This window comes from Micromonospora sp. NPDC023814, from assembly GCF_040639595.1.
In the GTDB taxonomy this organism is placed as follows: domain Bacteria; phylum Actinomycetota; class Actinomycetes; order Mycobacteriales; family Micromonosporaceae; genus Micromonospora.
On sequence record NZ_JBFAAF010000012.1, the window covers coordinates 44,736 to 61,876 of the forward strand.

The following is a 17,141-nucleotide window of genomic DNA, read 5'->3' on the forward strand; positions in this document are numbered from 1 at the left end:
ACCCCTCCATCACAGGAACGTTAACCGGCGATCTTCTCGTCGACCGGCTCGGCGGCCGGCTCGGCGGGGGACGCGGCGGGCGCGGCCGGTGCCGCCGTCTGCTTGGCGCCGGTCAGCCCGGCCATGGCAAAGGCGCTGCCGCCGCCCGCGGCCGGCGACAGGTCGTAGCCGCTCTCGGCGTGCTCGGCGATGTCGATGCCGCCGACCTCGTCCTCGGCGCGGAGCCGGAAGCCGATGGTCTTCTCGATCGCGACGGCGAGCACCCAGGCCACCGCGAAGGACCAGACGGTGACGATCAGGCCGGCCAGGGCCTGCCGGCCGAGCTGGGTCACCCCACCACCGTAGAACAGGCCGTCCGAGGCGCCGACCACGTCGGTGATCGCGCCGTTGACCGAGTTGGTGGCGAACAGGCCGAGCCAGAGCGACCCGATCCAGCCGCCGACGAAGTGCACGCCGACCACGTCGAGCGAGTCGTCGTAGCCGAGCTTGTACTTGAGGCTGATCGCCAGCGCGCAGACCGCCCCGGCGACGACGCCGAGCAGCACCGCCGCCCAGGGCGCGATGAAGCCGCAGGCCGGGGTGATGGCGACCAGGCCGGCGACGGCGCCGGAGGAGGCACCGACCAGGGTCGGCTTCCTGTCCTTGATCCACTCGACGGCGATCCAGCCGAGCACCGCGGCGGCGGTGGCGAGCTGGGTGTTGATGAAGGCCAGGCCGGCGACCGAGTCGACGGTGAGCTCGGAACCGGCGTTGAAGCCGAACCAGCCGAACCAGAGCAGCCCGGCGCCGAGCGCGACGAGCGGGATGTTGTGCGGCTTCATGCCCTCCCGGGGCCAGCCGAGCCGCCTGCCGAGCACCAGGGCCAGGGCCAGGGCCGCCGCGCCGGCGTTGATGTGCACGGCGGTGCCGCCGGCGAAGTCGAGCGCGTGGATGTCGCCGCCGATGACGCCGCCGCCCCACACCCAGTGCGCGACCGGGAAGTAGACCAGCGTCGCCCAGCCGAACGCGAACAGCAGCCAGCCGGCGAACCTCGCCCGGTCGGAGATCGCGCCGCTGATCAGCGCGACGGTGATCACGGCGAAGACCATCTGGAAGGCCATGAACACGTAGAGCGGGACGCCGATGCCGCTCGGGTTCTCCGCCGTCGCGCCCCAGAGGTCGGTCTCGGCGAGGAAGGTCTTGGTGCCGAGGTAGGCGCCCGGGTCGCCCCAGAAGCCGTTGACATCGCTGCCGAACGCGATGCTGAAACCGTAGAACCACCACAAAACGGAGATGAGCCCGATCGCGGAGAAGCTCATCATCATCATGTTCAGTACACCCTTGGCCCGGTTCAGGCCGCCGTAGAACAGCGCCAGTCCGGGCGTCATGAGCAGCACGAGCGCCGTCGACACCAGCAACCAGACGGTGTTGCCGGAATCGATCGTGGGTGCGTCAGGCACGCCGGCCTCCTAAAGGTGAAGTCCCTCCTTCCCGGCTTCCGGGGCAGCGTCGCCCGTACGCCGGATGCGCGGAAGCCTGCTCGCTCCCTGTTTCCCCCAGCGTCACCCGTCGATTTCCGGACGGTGACGCCTTGTTTCGGACGTGTGAAGACAACCTCACCGCCGGCAGGAACGTCCCCGGCGGCACGGACCGGTCAGCGCAGCGCGTACTCGAGGGCGTTGCGCTCGTAGTCGAGCAGCCGCAGGTCCCGCATCGGCCGGCGCAGGTGCCCCTTGTGCACGATCCGGACGAAGGCCGGCTCACCGGCGGCGGCCATCCGGCGGATGCCCTCGACGTGGTCCACGATCCGCTTGCGGATGGTCCGGATCAGCCGGTGCCGGTCCCGCGGGATCAGCCCGTACGCGTCCGCGAAGAGGCGCAGCCGGCGCGGCCGGTCGGGGTGCTTCCAGCCGAGCGTGATCGAGTCGCGGTCGGAGAAGATCGGCACCCACGTCCAGGCCGCGTACGCCACGTCGTAGATCCGGGCGCCGGGCGAGGCGAGGTCGAAGTCGATCAGCCCGAGGGTGCCGTCGGGCCGCCAGATGACGTTGTGCGGGGCGGCGTCGTGGTGGCAGATCACCTCGGTGTCCGGCGGCGGCGGGCCGAACGAACGCCACACCGCCCCCGGCGGCGGCACGAAGCCGTACTGGGCGTCGTGGAACATCCGCAGCATGGTGGCCACGGTCACCAGGGCCTCGTCGGTGACCCAGTGCGGGGCCAGCGGGTATTCCCCGCACTCCCCCTCCAGGTACGACAGGACCTCCCGGTTGCGCTCGTCCATGCCGAGCGCGCGGGGGGCGCCGGTGAACCCGACGTACTCCAGGTGGCGCAGCAGGGCGTGCACCGAGGGCGTCCACGGCCCGGCGTTGCGCCGGACCGTGTCGCCGACCCGCACCACGGTGCTGACGTTCCCGCCGTGCAGCGGGATCTCCTGCGAAGTCACGTACGGTCTCCCGAGGCGCTGCGACGGGTGGCTGGGGTCGCGCCATCCGGCGTAGGCGCGATCGTTGCTCGTCACTGCGAGGTTACGCGTCCCGGGCGAGCGGCTCGGTACCGAGCAGCGCGTCGACGAACTGCGCGGGGTCGAACGGGGCGAGGTCGTCCTTGCCCTCGCCGAGCCCGACCAGCTTCACCGGGATGCCCAGCTTGCGCTGCACGGCGATCACGATGCCGCCCTTGGCGGTGCCGTCGAGCTTGGTGAGCACCACGCCGGTCACGTTGACCACCTCGGTGAAGACGCGGGCCTGCTCCAGCCCGTTCTGCCCGGTGGTGGCGTCCAGGATCAGGATCGTCTCGTCGATCGGGCCGTGCTTCTCCACCACCCGCTTGACCTTGCCCAGCTCGTCCATCAGGCCGACCTTGTTCTGCAACCGGCCGGCCGTGTCGATCAGCACCGTGTCCACGCCGGTGTCGATGCCGCGCTTGACCGCGTCGAAGGCGACGCTGGCCGGGTCGGCCCCCTCCGGACCACGCACGGTCTCGGCCCCGACGCGACCGGCCCAGGTCTCCAGCTGGTCGGCGGCGGCGGCGCGGAAGGTGTCGGCCGCGCCGAGGATCACGCTCCGGCCGTCGGCCACCAGCACCCGGGCGACCTTGCCACAGGTGGTGGTCTTGCCGGCGCCGTTGACGCCGACCACCAGCAGCACGGCCGGCACGCCGTCCTTGGGCGCGGTGTGCAGCGAGCGGTCCAGCGTCGGGTCGAGGGCGTTGACCAGCTCGGCGGCGAGCAGGGCGCGCAGCTCGGTGCCGGACCGGGTGCCGAGCACCCGGGTGCGCTCGCGCAGCCGGTCGACGATCTCCCGGGTGGCGTCGATGCCGACGTCGGCGGTGATCAGGCTGTCCTCGATCTCCTCCCAGGTGTCCTCGTCCAGGTGGTCGCGGCTGAGCAGGCCGAGCAGGCTCTTGCCGAAGACGTTCTGCGAGCGGGACAGCCGGGACCGCAGCCGGACCAGCCGCCCGGCGGTCGGCTCGGGCACCTCCAGCACCGGGGCCGGGGCCTCCACGACCGGCGGTTCCACCAGGATCCCGGTGGTCAGTTCGGCCTCCGGCGCCGCCACCGGCGGGCCGGCGAGACCCTCCTCGGCCCGGGTCTCGACCTCCGTCTCGGGCAGCGGCGGCTCCGGGCGCCGGCGCAGCCGCGGCACGACCAGCCCGATGCCGCCAAGGATCAGCACGCCGAGCAGGGCGAGTGCGATGAGGAGGTATTCGGTCATGCCGGAATCCTTCCAGATGCCGGCGAAGCTGTCCCAGCCACCGCTCCCGGCGGGCCCGTCCGGAAGCCGGCGGTAGGCTCGGTCACAGCCAGCAGTGGTGCGACCGCCGGCCGGGTAGTAAAAGTGAAGTCCGCTTACCTGGAGGTCGACCCATGCCCGCGGCACACCTGCTCATCGGCCCGTTGCTGCGGCGGGTGGTCGACACGCGGGCCACCGTCTGGGTCGAGACCAGCGCGCCCGCCGTGGTCACCGTCCGCACGGCCGACGGCGCCCGCGGCACCGCGCCCACCTTCTCCGCGTACGACCACCACTACGCGCTCGTCGTGGTGGAGGGGCTCACGCCCGACAGCGCCACCGGCTACGAGGTGCTGATCGACGACGAGGTCGCCTGGCCGGTGCCGAGGAGCGGGTTCCCGCCCAGCGTCATCCGCACCCGGGCGGCCGCCGACCTCGACCAGCCGGTCCGGTTGGTCTTCGGATCGTGCCGGGAGACCACCCAGCACGCCACCACCCGCCGGCTGCCCCCGGACGCGCTCGACGCGTACGCCCGGCGGCTGATGGCCGACCCCGACCCGGCCGGCCTGCCCGACCTGCTGGTGCTCCTCGGTGACCAGGTCTACGCGGACGTGACCTCCCCCACGGTGCGGCGGCTGCTGAAGCGGCGCCGCCGGCGACCCAGGGGCGCGCCCAGCGACCAGGTGGTCAGCTTCGACGAGTACACCAAGCTCTACCTGGAGTCCTGGCGCGACCCGGAGATCCGCTGGCTGCTCTCCACCGTGCCGAGTGTGATGATCTTCGACGACCACGAGATCATCGACGACTGGAACACCTCGTCCGCCTGGCGGGCGGACATGCGCGACCAGCCCTGGTGGGCGGAGCGGATCACCAGCGGTCTCGCCTCCTACTGGGTCTACCAGCACCTGGGCAACCTCTCCCCCGACGAGATCGCCGCCGACCCGGTCTTCGCGAAGGTCAGCGCGGCGGAGGACGCCACCGGCGTGCTGCGCGAGTTCGGCCAGCGGGTCGACACCGAGGCCGACCTCGCCCACGACACCGAGCGGTGGCGGGCCGTGCAGTACCAGTGGAGCTACGCGCTGGACCTGGGCCGGACCCGGCTGGTGATGCTGGACAACCGGTGCAGCCGGGTGCTGGAGCCCGGCCGGCGGGCGATGCTGCCCCCGGGCGAGTGGTCGTGGTTCCTCGACCGGGCCCACGGCGTCTACGACCACCTCGTGGTGGGCGCCTCGCTGCCCTGGCTGCTGCCGCCGGGCATCCACCACGTGGAGGCGTGGAACGAGAAGCTCGCCGACTCGCGGCGGCGCTGGGTCGGGCGCCTGTCGGAGAAGCTGCGCCGGGGGCTGGACCTGGAGCACTGGGCCGCGTTCCGCCGCTCGTTCGACGCGCTCGGCGCGCTGTTCGCCTGGATCGGCAGCGGCACCCCCGGCGAGCCCGGGGACCGGGTCGGGGCCGGGCCGGCGTACGCGCCGCCGGCGTCGATCAGCGTGCTCTCCGGTGACGTGCACCACTCGTACGTGGCGCGGGCCCGGTTCGACGACCGGAGCGTGGTCACCCCGGTGCACCAGCTCACCTGCTCGCCCATCCACAACCAGGTGCCCGCCGGGATGCGCCCGCTGATGCGGCTGGGCTGGTCGTCCGGGCCGGCCGGAGCCGCCCGGGCGCTCGCCCGCTCGGCCGGGGTACGCCGCCCGCCGTTCCGCTGGAAGCGGCTGGCCGGCCCCTACTTCGGCAACGCGGTCGCCACGCTGGTGCACACCGGGCGGGCGGCCGAGGTGACCATCGAGGGCACCACCAGCGACGGCCACCTGCGCGAGGTGATGCGGCAGCGGCTGGCTCCGGGCGCCTGAGACCGCCCGCCGTACCCTGACCACCGTGGACGAGCACCTGCCGGAGGCGATGCGGGCGGTGGAGCACGAGCTGACCGCCCTGCTGCGCCGGGGGCGGGCCGTCTCCTCGGAACTCGCCCGGGAGGTGCACCCCGGCCTGGAGCCCGACGCGTACGGGCTGCTGCTGTGGCTGCGCCGGTGCGGCTCGGTCCGGCTCACCGACCTGGCCGCCCGGCTCGGCGTCGGCAAGGGGACGCTGAGCCGCCAGATCCACGGACTGGAGGGCCTGGGCCTGGTCCGGCGCGACCCGGACCCGACCGACCGGCGTGCCGCGCGGCTCAGCCTGACCGAGGAGGGGCAGCGCCGGTTCGACGCCGCGCAGGGCGGCCGGCTCGAACGCTTCCGGCAGACCCTGGACGCCTGGTCGGCGGCGGACGTCGGGGACTTCGCCCGGCTGCTGCGCCGCTTCAACGAGGAGTACTTCTAGGCCGCCGGAATAGGGCTGCGCCCGACCCGGTTGTTGCCTAGGGCAACCGGAGAGGACGGAGCTGGCATGAGCACGGACGCGCCGGAACGGGAGGAGTACGGCCCGCGCACCCGGCCCGGGCCCTACGAGCGCGGCACGGACGGGCCGAGGGTCGTGCTGGTCGGCGTGGACGGCACCCGCACCTCGGAGCGCGCCGGCTGGTACGCGGCCGGGCTGGCCCGCCGGCAGGGCTCCGCCCTGGTGGTGGTCCACGTCAGCCCCGCACCCGGGCTGACCACGCTCGTGCCGGGCCTGGACGCCGGGGAGGTGCAGCGCTGCCACGACGAGCTGACCGCGGAGCTGCGCCGGGAGTGCCGGCGCGGCGCCGAGGAACTCGGCCTGCCGGTCACCTTCCTGCGCCGGCGCGGGGACGCGTACGCCGAACTGCGTGCGGCGGCCGACGAGTTCCGGGCCGACCTGGTGGTCGTCGGCTCCTCCGAGCAGGCCGGGCACCGGCTGGTCGGCTCGGTCGCCACCCGCCTCGTCCGGGCCGGCCGCTGGCCGGTCGTCGTGGTGCCCTGACACGTCGCGGCGCGGCGGCGGGCCGCGGTGCCCGGACACGTCCTGACGCAGGACGGGGTCGCGGCGGATATGCGGTCGCGGGTTGTCGGCCGGGCCGGCGAGGATGGCCGGCATGACCTGGAGAGCACCGGAGATCACCCGGACCCCCGAGCCGTACGTCGGCGACGAACGCACCATCCTGGAAGGCTGGCTGGACTACCACCGGCAGACGCTGCTGCTCAAGTGCGCCGGGCTGACCGCCGAGCAGTTGCGGACGCCGAGCGTCGAGCCCTCCGGGCTGACCCTGCTCGGGCTGGTCCGGCACCTGGCCGAGGTGGAGGCCTGGTGGTTCCGGGAGAACTTCGCCGGCGAGCGCGTCGACTACCCCTACTTCACCCCCGACAACCCGGACGCCGACCACGACGTCAGCACCGCCGACGCGGAGGCCGACCTCGCCACGTTCCACCGGGAGGTGGAGCTGGCCCGGGCCGCCGCGGCGGGCCGCTCGCTCGACGACACCTTCACCGAGGTCGGCCCGAAGCGCCGGACGTTCAACCTGCGCTGGGTCTACGTGCACATGATCGAGGAGTACGCCCGGCACAACGGCCACGCCGACCTGATCCGCGAACGCATCGACGGCGTCACCGGCGAGTGACCGTCCGGGGCGGCGCCGCGCCGAGCGCCCCGGCGCCGCCCACCGGCACCGGGGAGCCCCCGCGCCGCCGGCCCGGCAGCCCCGCACCACGGCCGAGCGGACCAGCCAGGGCAGGCCTCAGTACGCCAGCGCCGCCCGCAGGTAGCGCAGGTCCTCGGGGCGGCCGGTCCAGCGGAGCGCCGACAGCCCGGCGACCCGGGCGCCGCGCACCGACCAGTCCTCGTCGTCGACGAAGAGCACCCGGTCCGGCGGGGTGGCCACCGCCCGGCAGGCGGCCTGGAAGTACTCCTTGGCCGGCTTGTTCACCCCGAGCCGGTACGAGTTGACCACCGCGTCGAACTCGCCGACCAGGCCGAGCGCGGCCAGGTCGTCGTCGAGCAGGTCGGTGGCGTTGGTGGCGAGGCCGACCGGGAGGCCGCCGGCGCGTACCCCGCGGACGAAGTCGAGCACCTCGGTGTCCACCTCGCCCCGGTAGCGCTGCCACTGCTCGACCGCGGCCCGGGCGCGCTCCGGCCCGCCGGCCGGCCCGGTCAGCGCGTCGGCGACGCTGGTCATCCAGTCGGCGTGGCTGACCTGGCCGGTGAGCACCGGCTGGAGCCGCCCCCACTGCATGGCGATCTCGGTGAGTACGCCCTCGGACAGGCCGTACTCCCGCTCCACGCCGGCGGCCACCGCCGGGTCCCAGCGTCGCAGGACGCCGTCGAAGTCCACCAGGAGCGCCGTGGCGCGTTCCCGACCCACTACTCGTTCTCCTCGCCGCGGCCGCGCCGCTCGTCGTCCCCGTCGGCCCGGTTGAGCCGTTGGCTGATCACCTGGGTCACCCCGTTGCGCATGGTCACGCCGTACAGGGCGTCGGCGACCTCCATCGTCCGCTTCTGGTGCGTGATGACGATGAGCTGGCTCTTCTCCCGCAACTGGGCCAGCAGCGTGATCAGCCGGCCCAGGTTGACGTCGTCGAGCGCCGCCTCCACCTCGTCCATGATGTAGAACGGGCTGGGCCGGGCGCGGAAGATCGCCACCAGCATCGCCACCGCGGTCAGCGACCGCTCGCCGCCGGAGAGCAGCGACAGCCGCTTGATCTTCTTACCCGGCGGGCGGGCCTCCACCTCGACGCCGGTGGTGAGCAGATCCTCCGGGTCGGTGAGCACGAGCCGGCCCTCGCCGCCCGGGAAGAGCACGGTGAAGACCTGCTGGAACTCCCGGGCCGTGTCCTCGAACGCGCTGGCGAAGACCTCCAGGATCCGTTCGTCGACGTCCTTGACCACGGTGAGCAGGTCGCGGCGGGTGGCCTTGAGGTCCTCCAGTTGCTCCGAGAGGAACTTGTAGCGCTCCTCCAGCGCGGCGAACTCCTCCAGCGCGAGCGGGTTGACCTTGCCGAGCAGGGTCAGTTCCCGTTCCGCCTTGGCGGCCCGCTTCTCCTGCACCGGGCGCTCGTAGCGCACCGGCTCGGGCACCGGCAGGCCGTCCCGCTCGGCCGCCGCCACGTCGGCCTGGGTGAGCGGGACGGGCTGGTGCGGGCCGTACTCGGCGACCAGGGTCTCCACGTCCAGCCCGAAGTCCTCCGCGGCCTTCGCCTCCAGCTGCTCGATGCGCAGCCGCTGCTCGGCGCGGGCCACCTCGTCCCGGTGCACCTGGCTGGTCAGCCGCTCCAGCTCCGCGCCGAGCCGCTTGGCCGCGCCGCGTACCTCCTGCAGCTCGGCCTCGCGGGAGGCGCGCTCGCGCGCCACGGCGTCGCGGTGCTCCTCCGCCGCGGCGATGGAGGTGGTCAGCCGGGTGAGGGCCTCGCGGGCGCCGCCCGCCACGGCCCGGGCGATCCCCGCGCCGCGGGTCCGCGCCGCCCGCCGCGCCGCCGCGCGTTCCCGCGCGGCCCGCTCGGCGGTGGCCTGCCGGTGCAGCGAGTCGGCGCGGCCGGCGATCGAGGAGACCCGCTCCTCGGCCGTACGCACCGCCAGCCGGACCTCCATCTCGTTCTGTCGCGCCTGCGGCACCGTCGCGGCGAGCTGGTCGCGTTCCTCGGTGGAGGGTTCCGCGTCGACCGGGGTCTCCTCGGCCAGCCGCAGCCGTTCCTCCAGCTCGGCCAGGGTGAGCAGGTCCCGTTCCCGGGCCGCCTCGGCGCGGGCCCGGGACTCGCCGAGCCGGTCGGTCTCGGCCTTCGCGGAGCGGGCGGCCGCGCCCAGCTCGGCCAGCCGCCGGGCGGCGGCGTTGCGGTGGCTCTCCGCCTCCCGCTTGGCGGCGGCGGCGTGCTGCACGGTCTCCTTCGCGGCGGCCACCTCGGCGCGGGCGTCGACGAGCTGTTCGCGCAGCTCCGCGCCGGTCCGCTCGGCCGCGAGCCGGTTCGACCGGGCCTCCTCGACCGCCGCCTGCACCTCGATGAAGCTGGGCGCCTTGGCCGACCCGCCGGCCGCCGCGTACGCGCCCACCACGTCGCCGTCCGGGGTGACCGCGCGCAACTCGGGATTGCCGGCGACCACCTCGGCCGCGGCGGCGAGGTCGTCGACCAGCACCACGTCGCGCAGCGCTCGGTGCACCGCCGGCCGGAGCTGCGGGGAGCACTCCACCAGGTCGGGCGCCCAGCGGGCGCCGTCGGGCAGCTTCGGCCGCAGCGCGTCGGGGTGGGCGTCCATGCCCGGGCCGGCGGGGCTGCCGACCAGCAGGCCGGCCCGGCCGGCGTCGGAGATCTTCAGCAGCCGCATCGCCTCGACGGCCTCGTCGACGCCGCTGACCGCGACCGCGTCGGCGAGCCCGCCGAGCGCGGCGGCGAGCGCGGCCTCCTGCCCGGGGGCGACGGTGAGCAGCCCGGCCAGGCTGCCCAGCAGGCCCGGGACCTCGTCGGCGCGGGCCAGCAGGGCCCCCGCCCCGTCCTTGCGGCGCAGGCCCAGGGCGAGCGCCTCCTCCCGGGCCTTCCAGGTGGCGGCGTCCTTCTCCGCCGACCGCTCGGCGTCGGTCAGCGACCGCACGGTGGCCTGCGCCCGCTCCAGGGCGGCGGTCGCCTCGGCGTGCCGGGCGTCGAGGTCGGCGTTGTCCCGGTCCGCCTCGGTGGACTGCTCCGCCACCGCGTCGAGCTCGGCCTGCGCCTGCTCTGCGCGGGCGAGCGCGTCGGCGTGCGCGGCGGCGAGCCGTTCGATCTCCTCGCCCGCGCTGGTGGTCCGGGCCCGGGCGGAGTTGACCTGACCGGTCAGCCGGGCCAGGCCCTCCCGCCGGTCGGCGATCGCCTTCGCGGCGGCGACCAGCTCGCGCTCGGCCGCGGCGAGCTGCCGTTCCAGCTCCTGGCGGTGCTCCACCGCCTCGGCGAGCCGGATCTGGTCGTCGGTGAGCGCGGCGCGCAGCTCCTCCTCCTGCTCGCGGACCCGCTCGGCCTCGGCCTCCAACTGGTCCGGGTCGCGGCCGGGGCGCTCGTCGTCCGGCGTGGCGCTGAGGTGCCGCAGCCGCTCCCGGGCGAGCTGCTCGATCGAGCGGAACCGCTCGGAGAGGGCGGAGAGCTTGTACCAGGTGTCCTGCGCGGCGGCCAGCAGCGGCGCGTCCTCGGCGAGGGCCGCCTCCAGCTCGGCGAGGCGGGACTGCACCTCGGTGTGCTCGGCCTCGGCCTGCTCCCGCCGCTCGCGCACCGCGGTCTCGTCGGCGATCTCCCGGTCGAGGGTGGCGCGGAGGGTGGCCAGGTCGTCGGCGAGCAGCCGCAGCCGGGCGTCGCGCAGGTTCGCCTGGATCGCGGCGGCGCGCCGGGCCACCTCGGCCTGCCGGCCCAGCGGCTTGAGCTGGCGGCGCAGCTCGGCGGTGAGGTCGGTGAGCCGGTTGAGGTTGGTCTGCATGGCGTCGAGCTTCCGCAGCGCCTTCTCCTTGCGCTTGCGGTGCTTGAGGACGCCGGCCGCCTCCTCGATGAACGCCCGCCGGTCCTCCGGCTTGGCGTGCAGCATGCCGTCGAGCCGGCCCTGCCCGACGATGATGTGCATCTCCCGGCCGATGCCGGAATCCGACAGCAGCTCCTGGATGTCGAGCAGCCGGCAGGAGTCGCCGTTGATCTCGTACTCGCTCTCGCCGGAGCGGAACATCCGGCGGGTGATCGACACCTCGGTGTACTCGATCGGCAGCGCGCCGTCGGTGTTGTCTATGGTCAGGGTCACCTCGGCCCGGCCCAGCGGGGCCCGGCCGGCGGTGCCGGCGAAGATGACGTCCTCCATCTTGCCGCCGCGCAGCGCCTTGGCGCCCTGCTCGCCGAGCACCCAGGCGATGGCGTCGACGACGTTGGACTTGCCGGAGCCGTTCGGGCCGACCACGCAGGTGATCCCGGGCTCCAGCTTCAGCGTCGTCGCGGAGGCGAAGGACTTGAAGCCCTTCACCGTCAGGCTCTTGAGATACACCTTCTCGATCCTCGTCCGGTGGCCGCCGTACCGTCGCCGGCTGCGCGGACCTGGGTGAACCCGCAGACTAACCCGGGACCGACGGCCGCCCGCCACGCGACCCGCCTGCCGGGCGCCCGGCCGCGCCGTGCGGCGGGGCCGACCGGGGTACGCCGGGCGACGTCGAAAGGACCATTTTCGCCGGTCCCCGACAGATCCGCACAAGATCGCGAATTGGTGCCGGCGAAAAGGGGTGCGGACAGAGCTGCGCGCCGGCACAGAAGTGTCGGCGCGCATTTTTGCGTGGTGCGATTCAGTTTTTCGATACCGGAGCTCAGGTCAGCGCGGGCTCGGCCAGACGGAGCAGATCGTCCGCCTCCGCCGCAGCCGCCGCGAGCCGATCGTTCTCGGCACGCAACCGCGTGATCTCGAACTCCAGTGCCCGAACCGTGGCACGCAGTCGGGTGACCTCGTCGAGCAGACGCCGATCGGGCGCCGCACCTACGTGGCCGTACAGGGCCTTCGCCATGATGACTCCTTGATATGCGCTGCCGGAAAGGCCGGCCAACGCGCGCCCAATGTGCACGCGGCTGTCATTCCAGGCGATTCTGGGCATGACCGGGCGCGACTGGCGACACCTACATATTGAGCCGATACCCCCTCCTTCGTCAAGTTCCCGCAGGCCGTAGATCATTTCCACGTCGACCTGTCCACTTGTCGGGGGGCTGCCACAAGGCGCGGACACTCTCTGTCCGGACACCTTGACTCTACGCCCCGGATCCCGGGAAGTCCCTACCCGGCCGTCCGACTTCCCCTTAACTCTTCCTTAGCCACGTTGCCGCTGCTCAGGCCCCCCACGTAGCGTCACTCCGCCCGCACCCGACCCCTTGGAGGCAGAGGCGTGTACCGCTGGACCGACCCGAACGACCCGGACGGCGCCGCCCGGCACCCCGCGCAGCCGCGCAGTGAGGAGCCGGCCTGGCTGACCGACCGTCCGGAGCCGAGGTCGGCCTACCTGTTCGGGGACGACCCGGACCGACCCGCCGACGAGTGGCACCGCGACCAGCCGACCGCCCGCTGGCAGGCCGAGCCCGCCGAGCCGGCCGCACACCGGCAGCCCGAGCCCGCCGAGTCGGCCGCACACCAGCAGGCCGAGCCCGCCGACGCCGCCGAGCCCACCGAGCGCTGGCGGGACGAGCCCACCGAGCGCTGGCAGGACGAGCCCACCGGGACCTGGCCGGCCGGGCCTGCCGCGCCGGCCGCCACCTGGCTGGCCGAGCCGGGCGTCCGCTGGCACGCCGACGCCGACCTGCGGGACGGCGGGCCGTACGGGACCGACGCGCCCCCGGCCGGCGGCTGGCCCGTCGACGCCCCGACCGCCCCGATCGACCTCGGGACGCACCGGGGCACCGACGCCGGGACGACACCCGCCGAGGGCCGGCACCGCCGCCAGCGCCGCTTCCCCCGCCCCGTGCTGATCGGTGGCGCCGCCGCAGCTGCCACGCTGGTGGTGAGCCTCGGCGTCGGCGCGGTCGCGCTGGGCGGCGACGGCCCGGAGACCGACCCGACCGCCGTCGACGACACGATCGCCGCCGCCCCGGCGTTGCCGGGGACGCCCGGCGACGCGCTGACCGCCTCCACCCCGAGCACCGCGCCGACCACCGCCAAGCCCGCCCCGTCGCCCACGAAGGCCACCAGGCCCACGCCGGTGCCCTCGCGCTCCACCGCGCCCTCGCGGCGCACCGAGCGGAGCAGCGCGCCGTCCGGCGGCGGCACGAAGGCCCCCGTGAGCAGCGGGGTCAGCGCCCAGGCCCGCGAGGTGGTGAACCTGGTCAACGCCGAGCGCGCCAAGGCCGGCTGCGGGGCGCTGAGCATCGACGACAAGCTGATGACCGCCGCCCAGCGGCACAGCCAGGACCAGGCGGACCACCGGGACATGTCGCACACCGGCAGCGACGGCAGCGACGCCGGAGACCGGCTGGACCGGGTCGGCTACGCCTGGCGCACGTACGGCGAGAACGTCGCCTGGAACCAGAAGACGCCGGCCGCGGTGATGGACGCCTGGATGAACAGCTCCGGTCACCGGGCCAACATCCTGAACTGCGCCTTCACCGAGATCGGCGTCGGCGTGGCGAGCAGCAACGGGCCGTACTGGACGCAGGTCTTCGCCGCGCCGCGCTGAACGCGAGTCGTGGCCGGGTCCGCGCTCGTTTGACCGGGTGAGGTACGCCGGACCGGCGTACCCGCTCCGGGCGGCACTCCCGCCGCCCCGGTACCCGGGAGCTTGCCGATGCGGATCCGGCCGCGTACGCGCGCCGTGGGGCGGGGCCCGCGCCGCGTCCTGTCCGCCTGCGTCGTCCTCGCGCTGCTGGCCACGGTCGGCGGTTGCCGGGTCGCGCTCCCCCCGCCCGGCGCCCCGACCACCTGGCCGGCGGAGTCGGCCGGCCGGTGGCGGTGGCAGTGGCAGCTCAGCGGCGTGCTCGACCCGACCGTCGACGCCGACGTCTTCCTGCTCGACCCGGTCGCCACCACCGCCGCGCAGACCGCCGAGCTGCGGTCCCGCGACCGCCGGCTGGTCTGCCAGGTGCACGTCGGCTCGGTCCTGCCCACGGATCCGGACGCGAGCCGCTTCCCGGCCGCCGTGTGGGGTGCCGCGGCCCGTCGCCCGCAGAGCCGCTGGCTCGACGTACGGCAGTGGGACGCGCTGCGGCCGGTGCTGGCGGATCGGCTCCGGCTCTGCCGGGGCAAGGGCTTCGGCGCGGTCGCGCTCGCCGACGCCGACGGGTACGCCCACCGCGCCGGCTTCCCGCTCGGCTTCGACGACCAGTTGCTGTTCAACCGCCGGCTGGCCGAGCTGGCCCGGTCCCTGGACCTCTCCCCCGGCCTGGTCAACGACGTGCCCCAGGTGGCCGCCCTGGCGCCGGACTTCGACTTCGCCGTCAACGAGGAATGCGTGCGGCTGGGCCTGTGCGCCAAGCTGTTGCCGTTCGTCGAGGCGGGCAAGCCGGTGTTCCACGCCGAGTACACCGGCTCGACCACGGACTTCTGCGTCACCACGGTGGGCTACGGCTTCTCCTCGATCCGCAAGGACCGGGAGTTGGGGGCCTGGCGGGCCTCCTGCCCGGTGTTCTGACGCCGACGGTCACGCACCCGGGCCGTGCCGGCCGCCCCGCACACACCACGTGCCGGGCAGGCCGGCCCGCACGGCAGCCGGCCCGACGGCAGAAAGCCCACCGTGCGTACCGACGGACGGACGGCAGGGGCCGGACCGCGGGTGCGGTCCGGCCCCTGCCGTGGCGTGGGTCAGCGGGCGCCGACCAGCTCCGGGGTCGGGGCCGGCGGGTCCGTGGGGGCCTTCGCGGGGCGCCCCCGCAGGAACTTCGGGGCCCACCAGTTCGCGTCGCCCAGCATGGTCATCAGCGCCGGCAGCACCACCGCGCGGATGATCGTGGCGTCCAGCAGGATCGCCGCCGCCAGGCCGATGCCGAGCTGCTTCATGTCGATCGTGCTCAGCGTGGCGAAGATCGAGAAGACCCCGACCATCACGATCGCCGCGCTGGTCACCACGCCGGCCGACGAGGTGATGCCGTAAGCCACCGCGTCCCGGTTCGACATGCCGGCCCGGACGCCCTCGCGGATCCGGCTGACCACGAAGACGTGGTAGTCCATCGAGAGCCCGAACAGCACCACGAAGAGGAACAGCGGCAGCCAGGTGACGATCGCGCCCATCGAGGTGAAGCCGAGCAGGCCCTCGGCCCAGTCGCCCTGGAAGACCAGCACCAGCAGCCCGTACGCGGCGCCGGCGGAGAGCAGGTTGAGCAGGATCGAGCTGAGCGCGATCACCACCGAGCGGAACGTCAGCACCATCACCACGAAGGTCAGCACCAGCACGAAGCCGATGACGACCGGCAGCTTGTCGCGGATGTGCTGCGAGTAGTCCTCGCTGTCGGCGATGTCCCCGCCGACCGCGTACTCCACGCCGGGCACCGCGCCGAGCGCGGCCGGGACGAGGTCGTCGCGCAGCCGATCCAGGGAGCGGGCCGCCTCGTCGGTGCGGCTGGCGTGCGGAGTGGCCACCTCCAGCACCGACACCCGCCGGTCCGCCGACACCTCGATCTTCGGGCCGTCCGCCTCGGTCGGCGCGAAGAGCGGGTCGGCCGACGCCGCGCCGGCCAGCGCGGTCAGCGCCGCCGCGACCCGGTCCGCCTCGGCCGCCGGCGCCCGCACCGCGACCGTGTGGCTGGTGCCGTTGCTCGGGAACGCCGCGGTGAGCCGGTCGTACGCCTGCATGGCCGGCGTGCTGCGCGGCAGGTCCTCCATGCCGGGGAACTTCATCTTCATGCCCAGCGCGGGCGTGGCCAGGGCGAGCAGCAGCCCGACCGAGATCACCAGGGTGGCCACCGGCGCCCGCAGCGCGGGCTTCAGCACGGCCGGCCAGAACCTCGGCCTCGCCTCGCCGTGCCGCCCGGTACGCGGGGTGGTGAGCCGCCACAGCAGCGGCACCCGGGGCCGGTCGACCCAGCGGCCGAGCTTGGCCAGCAGGGCCGGCAGCACGGTCAGCGAGCCGATCACCGCGACCGCGACCACCAGCATCGAGCCCACCGCGAGGGAGGAGAAGATGGCGTCGTTGGCGAGCAGCAGCCCGCCCATCGAGATCATCACGGCGAAGCCGGAGACCACGACGGCGTGACCGGAGGTCTCCGCGGCGATCTCCACCGCGTCGAGGCCGGAGCGCCCCTTGGCCCGCTCCTCCCGCTCGCGCCGCACGTAGAACAGCGAGTAGTCGACCCCGACCGCCATGCCGATCAGCAGGATGACGCTGGCCGTCGTGTCGGTCGCCGGCACCAGGTGCGAGGCGAGGGTGGAGAGCCCCATCGCCGCGGCGACCGAGGAGAGCGCCAGCAGCACCGGCACGCCGGCAGCGATCAGTGCCCCGAACGCGATGATCAGGATGGCCAGGGTCACCGGCAGGCTCAGCAGTTCGGCCCGCTTGAAGTCCTCGCCGAGCGTGTCGTTCAGCGCCTTGCTGATCGACGGGCCGCCGACCTGCTCGACGCGCAGCTGCGGGTGCCCCTCCTGCACCCGGGCGGTGGCGTCCCGCAGCGGCTGCACCCGGTCGGACGCGGTCTCCGCGTCACCCGACATCGTGATCGGCACCAGCAGCGCGGAGCCGTCCCGCGCCGTCACCGGCTCCCCCACCGAGGCGACTCCGGTCACCGAGCGCAGTTCGGTCGCCGCGTCGGCGGCGGCGGCCTTCGCGGCGACGGGGTCCAGGGTGCCGCCGCGCGCCGTGATCAGGACGTTCTCCACCGCCGGGTCGGCGAAGTCGCCGGCGTCCACGATCAGCCCCGCCCGGCCCGACTCACCGACGGCCTGGTCGGCGCCGGTCGCCTCCTTGAGTCCCGCGGCGTTCCCGCCGACGAAGCACACCGCCACGAACACGACCCACAGCGCGATGGCCCGCCACGGATGCTCCGCGCTCCACCGCGCCAGCCGCACCGTCACCGGTCTTGCCCCCATTCCGGGTCCCCCTGTCACGTCAACCCCCTGTCAACGGGGTCGACGCTATGGACGGAACGGGCCCGGGAC

General features: G+C 74.2%; 13 protein-coding genes. 6 read left to right on the top strand and 7 right to left on the bottom strand.

Annotation, left to right across the window (positions count from 1 at the left end; all coding sequences use genetic code 11):
* Window positions 1-20 precede the first annotated feature (20 nt).
* The 3 genes from AB0G14_RS08940 to ftsY all read right to left on the bottom strand — a co-directional run bounded on the left by AB0G14_RS08940 (window position 21) and on the right by ftsY (window position 3,692).
* On the bottom strand, window positions 21-1,439 hold the full coding sequence (locus tag AB0G14_RS08940) for an ammonium transporter (protein WP_357695262.1): 1,419 nt from the start codon (window positions 1,437-1,439) through the stop codon (window positions 21-23).
* A gap of 194 nt (window positions 1,440-1,633) precedes the next feature.
* The gene (locus AB0G14_RS08945) at window positions 1,634-2,497 is read right to left on the bottom strand and encodes an aminoglycoside phosphotransferase family protein (protein WP_357453396.1); all 864 of its coding nucleotides are present in this window, start codon (window positions 2,495-2,497) and stop codon (window positions 1,634-1,636) included.
* Window positions 2,498-2,504: 7 nt separating this feature from the next.
* The gene (gene ftsY, locus AB0G14_RS08950; RefSeq protein ID WP_357695265.1) at window positions 2,505-3,692 is read right to left on the bottom strand and encodes a signal recognition particle-docking protein FtsY; all 1,188 of its coding nucleotides are present in this window, start codon (window positions 3,690-3,692) and stop codon (window positions 2,505-2,507) included.
* 152 nt (window positions 3,693-3,844) lie between these two features.
* On the opposite strand from ftsY, the gene AB0G14_RS08955 reads away from it, so the two are divergent.
* The 4 genes from AB0G14_RS08955 (at window position 3,845) to AB0G14_RS08970 (ending at window position 7,218) form a co-directional block, all read left to right on the top strand.
* Entirely contained in the window at window positions 3,845-5,557 is a 1,713-nt protein-coding gene (locus AB0G14_RS08955; RefSeq protein ID WP_357695267.1) for an alkaline phosphatase D family protein, read from the top strand.
* Between the two features lie 25 nt (window positions 5,558-5,582).
* On the top strand, window positions 5,583-6,023 hold the full coding sequence (locus tag AB0G14_RS08960; protein ID WP_357695269.1) for a MarR family transcriptional regulator: 441 nt from the start codon (window positions 5,583-5,585) through the stop codon (window positions 6,021-6,023).
* A gap of 66 nt (window positions 6,024-6,089) precedes the next feature.
* Window positions 6,090-6,584 carry a universal stress protein gene (locus AB0G14_RS08965; protein ID WP_350704838.1) on the top strand — a complete coding sequence of 165 codons (495 nt, stop codon included), beginning with the start codon at window positions 6,090-6,092 and terminating at the stop codon, window positions 6,582-6,584.
* A gap of 112 nt (window positions 6,585-6,696) precedes the next feature.
* Entirely contained in the window at window positions 6,697-7,218 is a 522-nt protein-coding gene (locus AB0G14_RS08970) for a DinB family protein (protein ID WP_357695272.1), read from the top strand.
* 117 nt (window positions 7,219-7,335) lie between these two features.
* Here the strand turns inward: AB0G14_RS08970 and AB0G14_RS08975 are convergent, their stop codons facing one another.
* The 3 genes from AB0G14_RS08975 to AB0G14_RS08985 all read right to left on the bottom strand — a co-directional run bounded on the left by AB0G14_RS08975 (window position 7,336) and on the right by AB0G14_RS08985 (window position 12,081).
* Complete coding sequence (locus AB0G14_RS08975; RefSeq protein ID WP_357695274.1) at window positions 7,336-7,959, bottom strand: HAD-IA family hydrolase; 624 nt, start codon at window positions 7,957-7,959, stop codon at window positions 7,336-7,338.
* Window positions 7,959-11,573, bottom strand: a complete 3,615-nt coding sequence (gene smc, locus AB0G14_RS08980; RefSeq protein ID WP_357695276.1) for a chromosome segregation protein SMC — start codon at window positions 11,571-11,573, stop codon at window positions 7,959-7,961. Before smc ends, AB0G14_RS08975 begins: the two co-directional genes overlap by 1 nt.
* A 313-nt stretch (window positions 11,574-11,886) precedes the next feature.
* Window positions 11,887-12,081: a hypothetical protein gene (locus AB0G14_RS08985; protein ID WP_091096806.1), complete on the bottom strand. Its 195-nt coding sequence runs from the start codon at window positions 12,079-12,081 to the stop codon at window positions 11,887-11,889.
* 372 nt (window positions 12,082-12,453) lie between these two features.
* Here AB0G14_RS08985 and AB0G14_RS08990 point away from each other — a divergent pair, with 372 nt between their 5' ends.
* Together AB0G14_RS08990 and AB0G14_RS08995 are read left to right on the top strand one after the other, a co-directional pair.
* On the top strand, window positions 12,454-13,734 hold the full coding sequence (locus tag AB0G14_RS08990) for a CAP domain-containing protein (RefSeq protein ID WP_357695278.1): 1,281 nt from the start codon (window positions 12,454-12,456) through the stop codon (window positions 13,732-13,734).
* Window positions 13,735-13,842: 108 nt separating this feature from the next.
* Window positions 13,843-14,685, top strand: a complete 843-nt coding sequence (locus AB0G14_RS08995) for an endo alpha-1,4 polygalactosaminidase (protein WP_357695280.1) — start codon at window positions 13,843-13,845, stop codon at window positions 14,683-14,685.
* 170 nt (window positions 14,686-14,855) lie between these two features.
* On the opposite strand, the gene AB0G14_RS09000 is transcribed toward AB0G14_RS08995, so the two are convergent.
* The gene (locus AB0G14_RS09000) at window positions 14,856-17,072 is read right to left on the bottom strand and encodes an MMPL family transporter (RefSeq protein ID WP_357695282.1); all 2,217 of its coding nucleotides are present in this window, start codon (window positions 17,070-17,072) and stop codon (window positions 14,856-14,858) included.
* Window positions 17,073-17,141 lie beyond the last annotated feature (69 nt).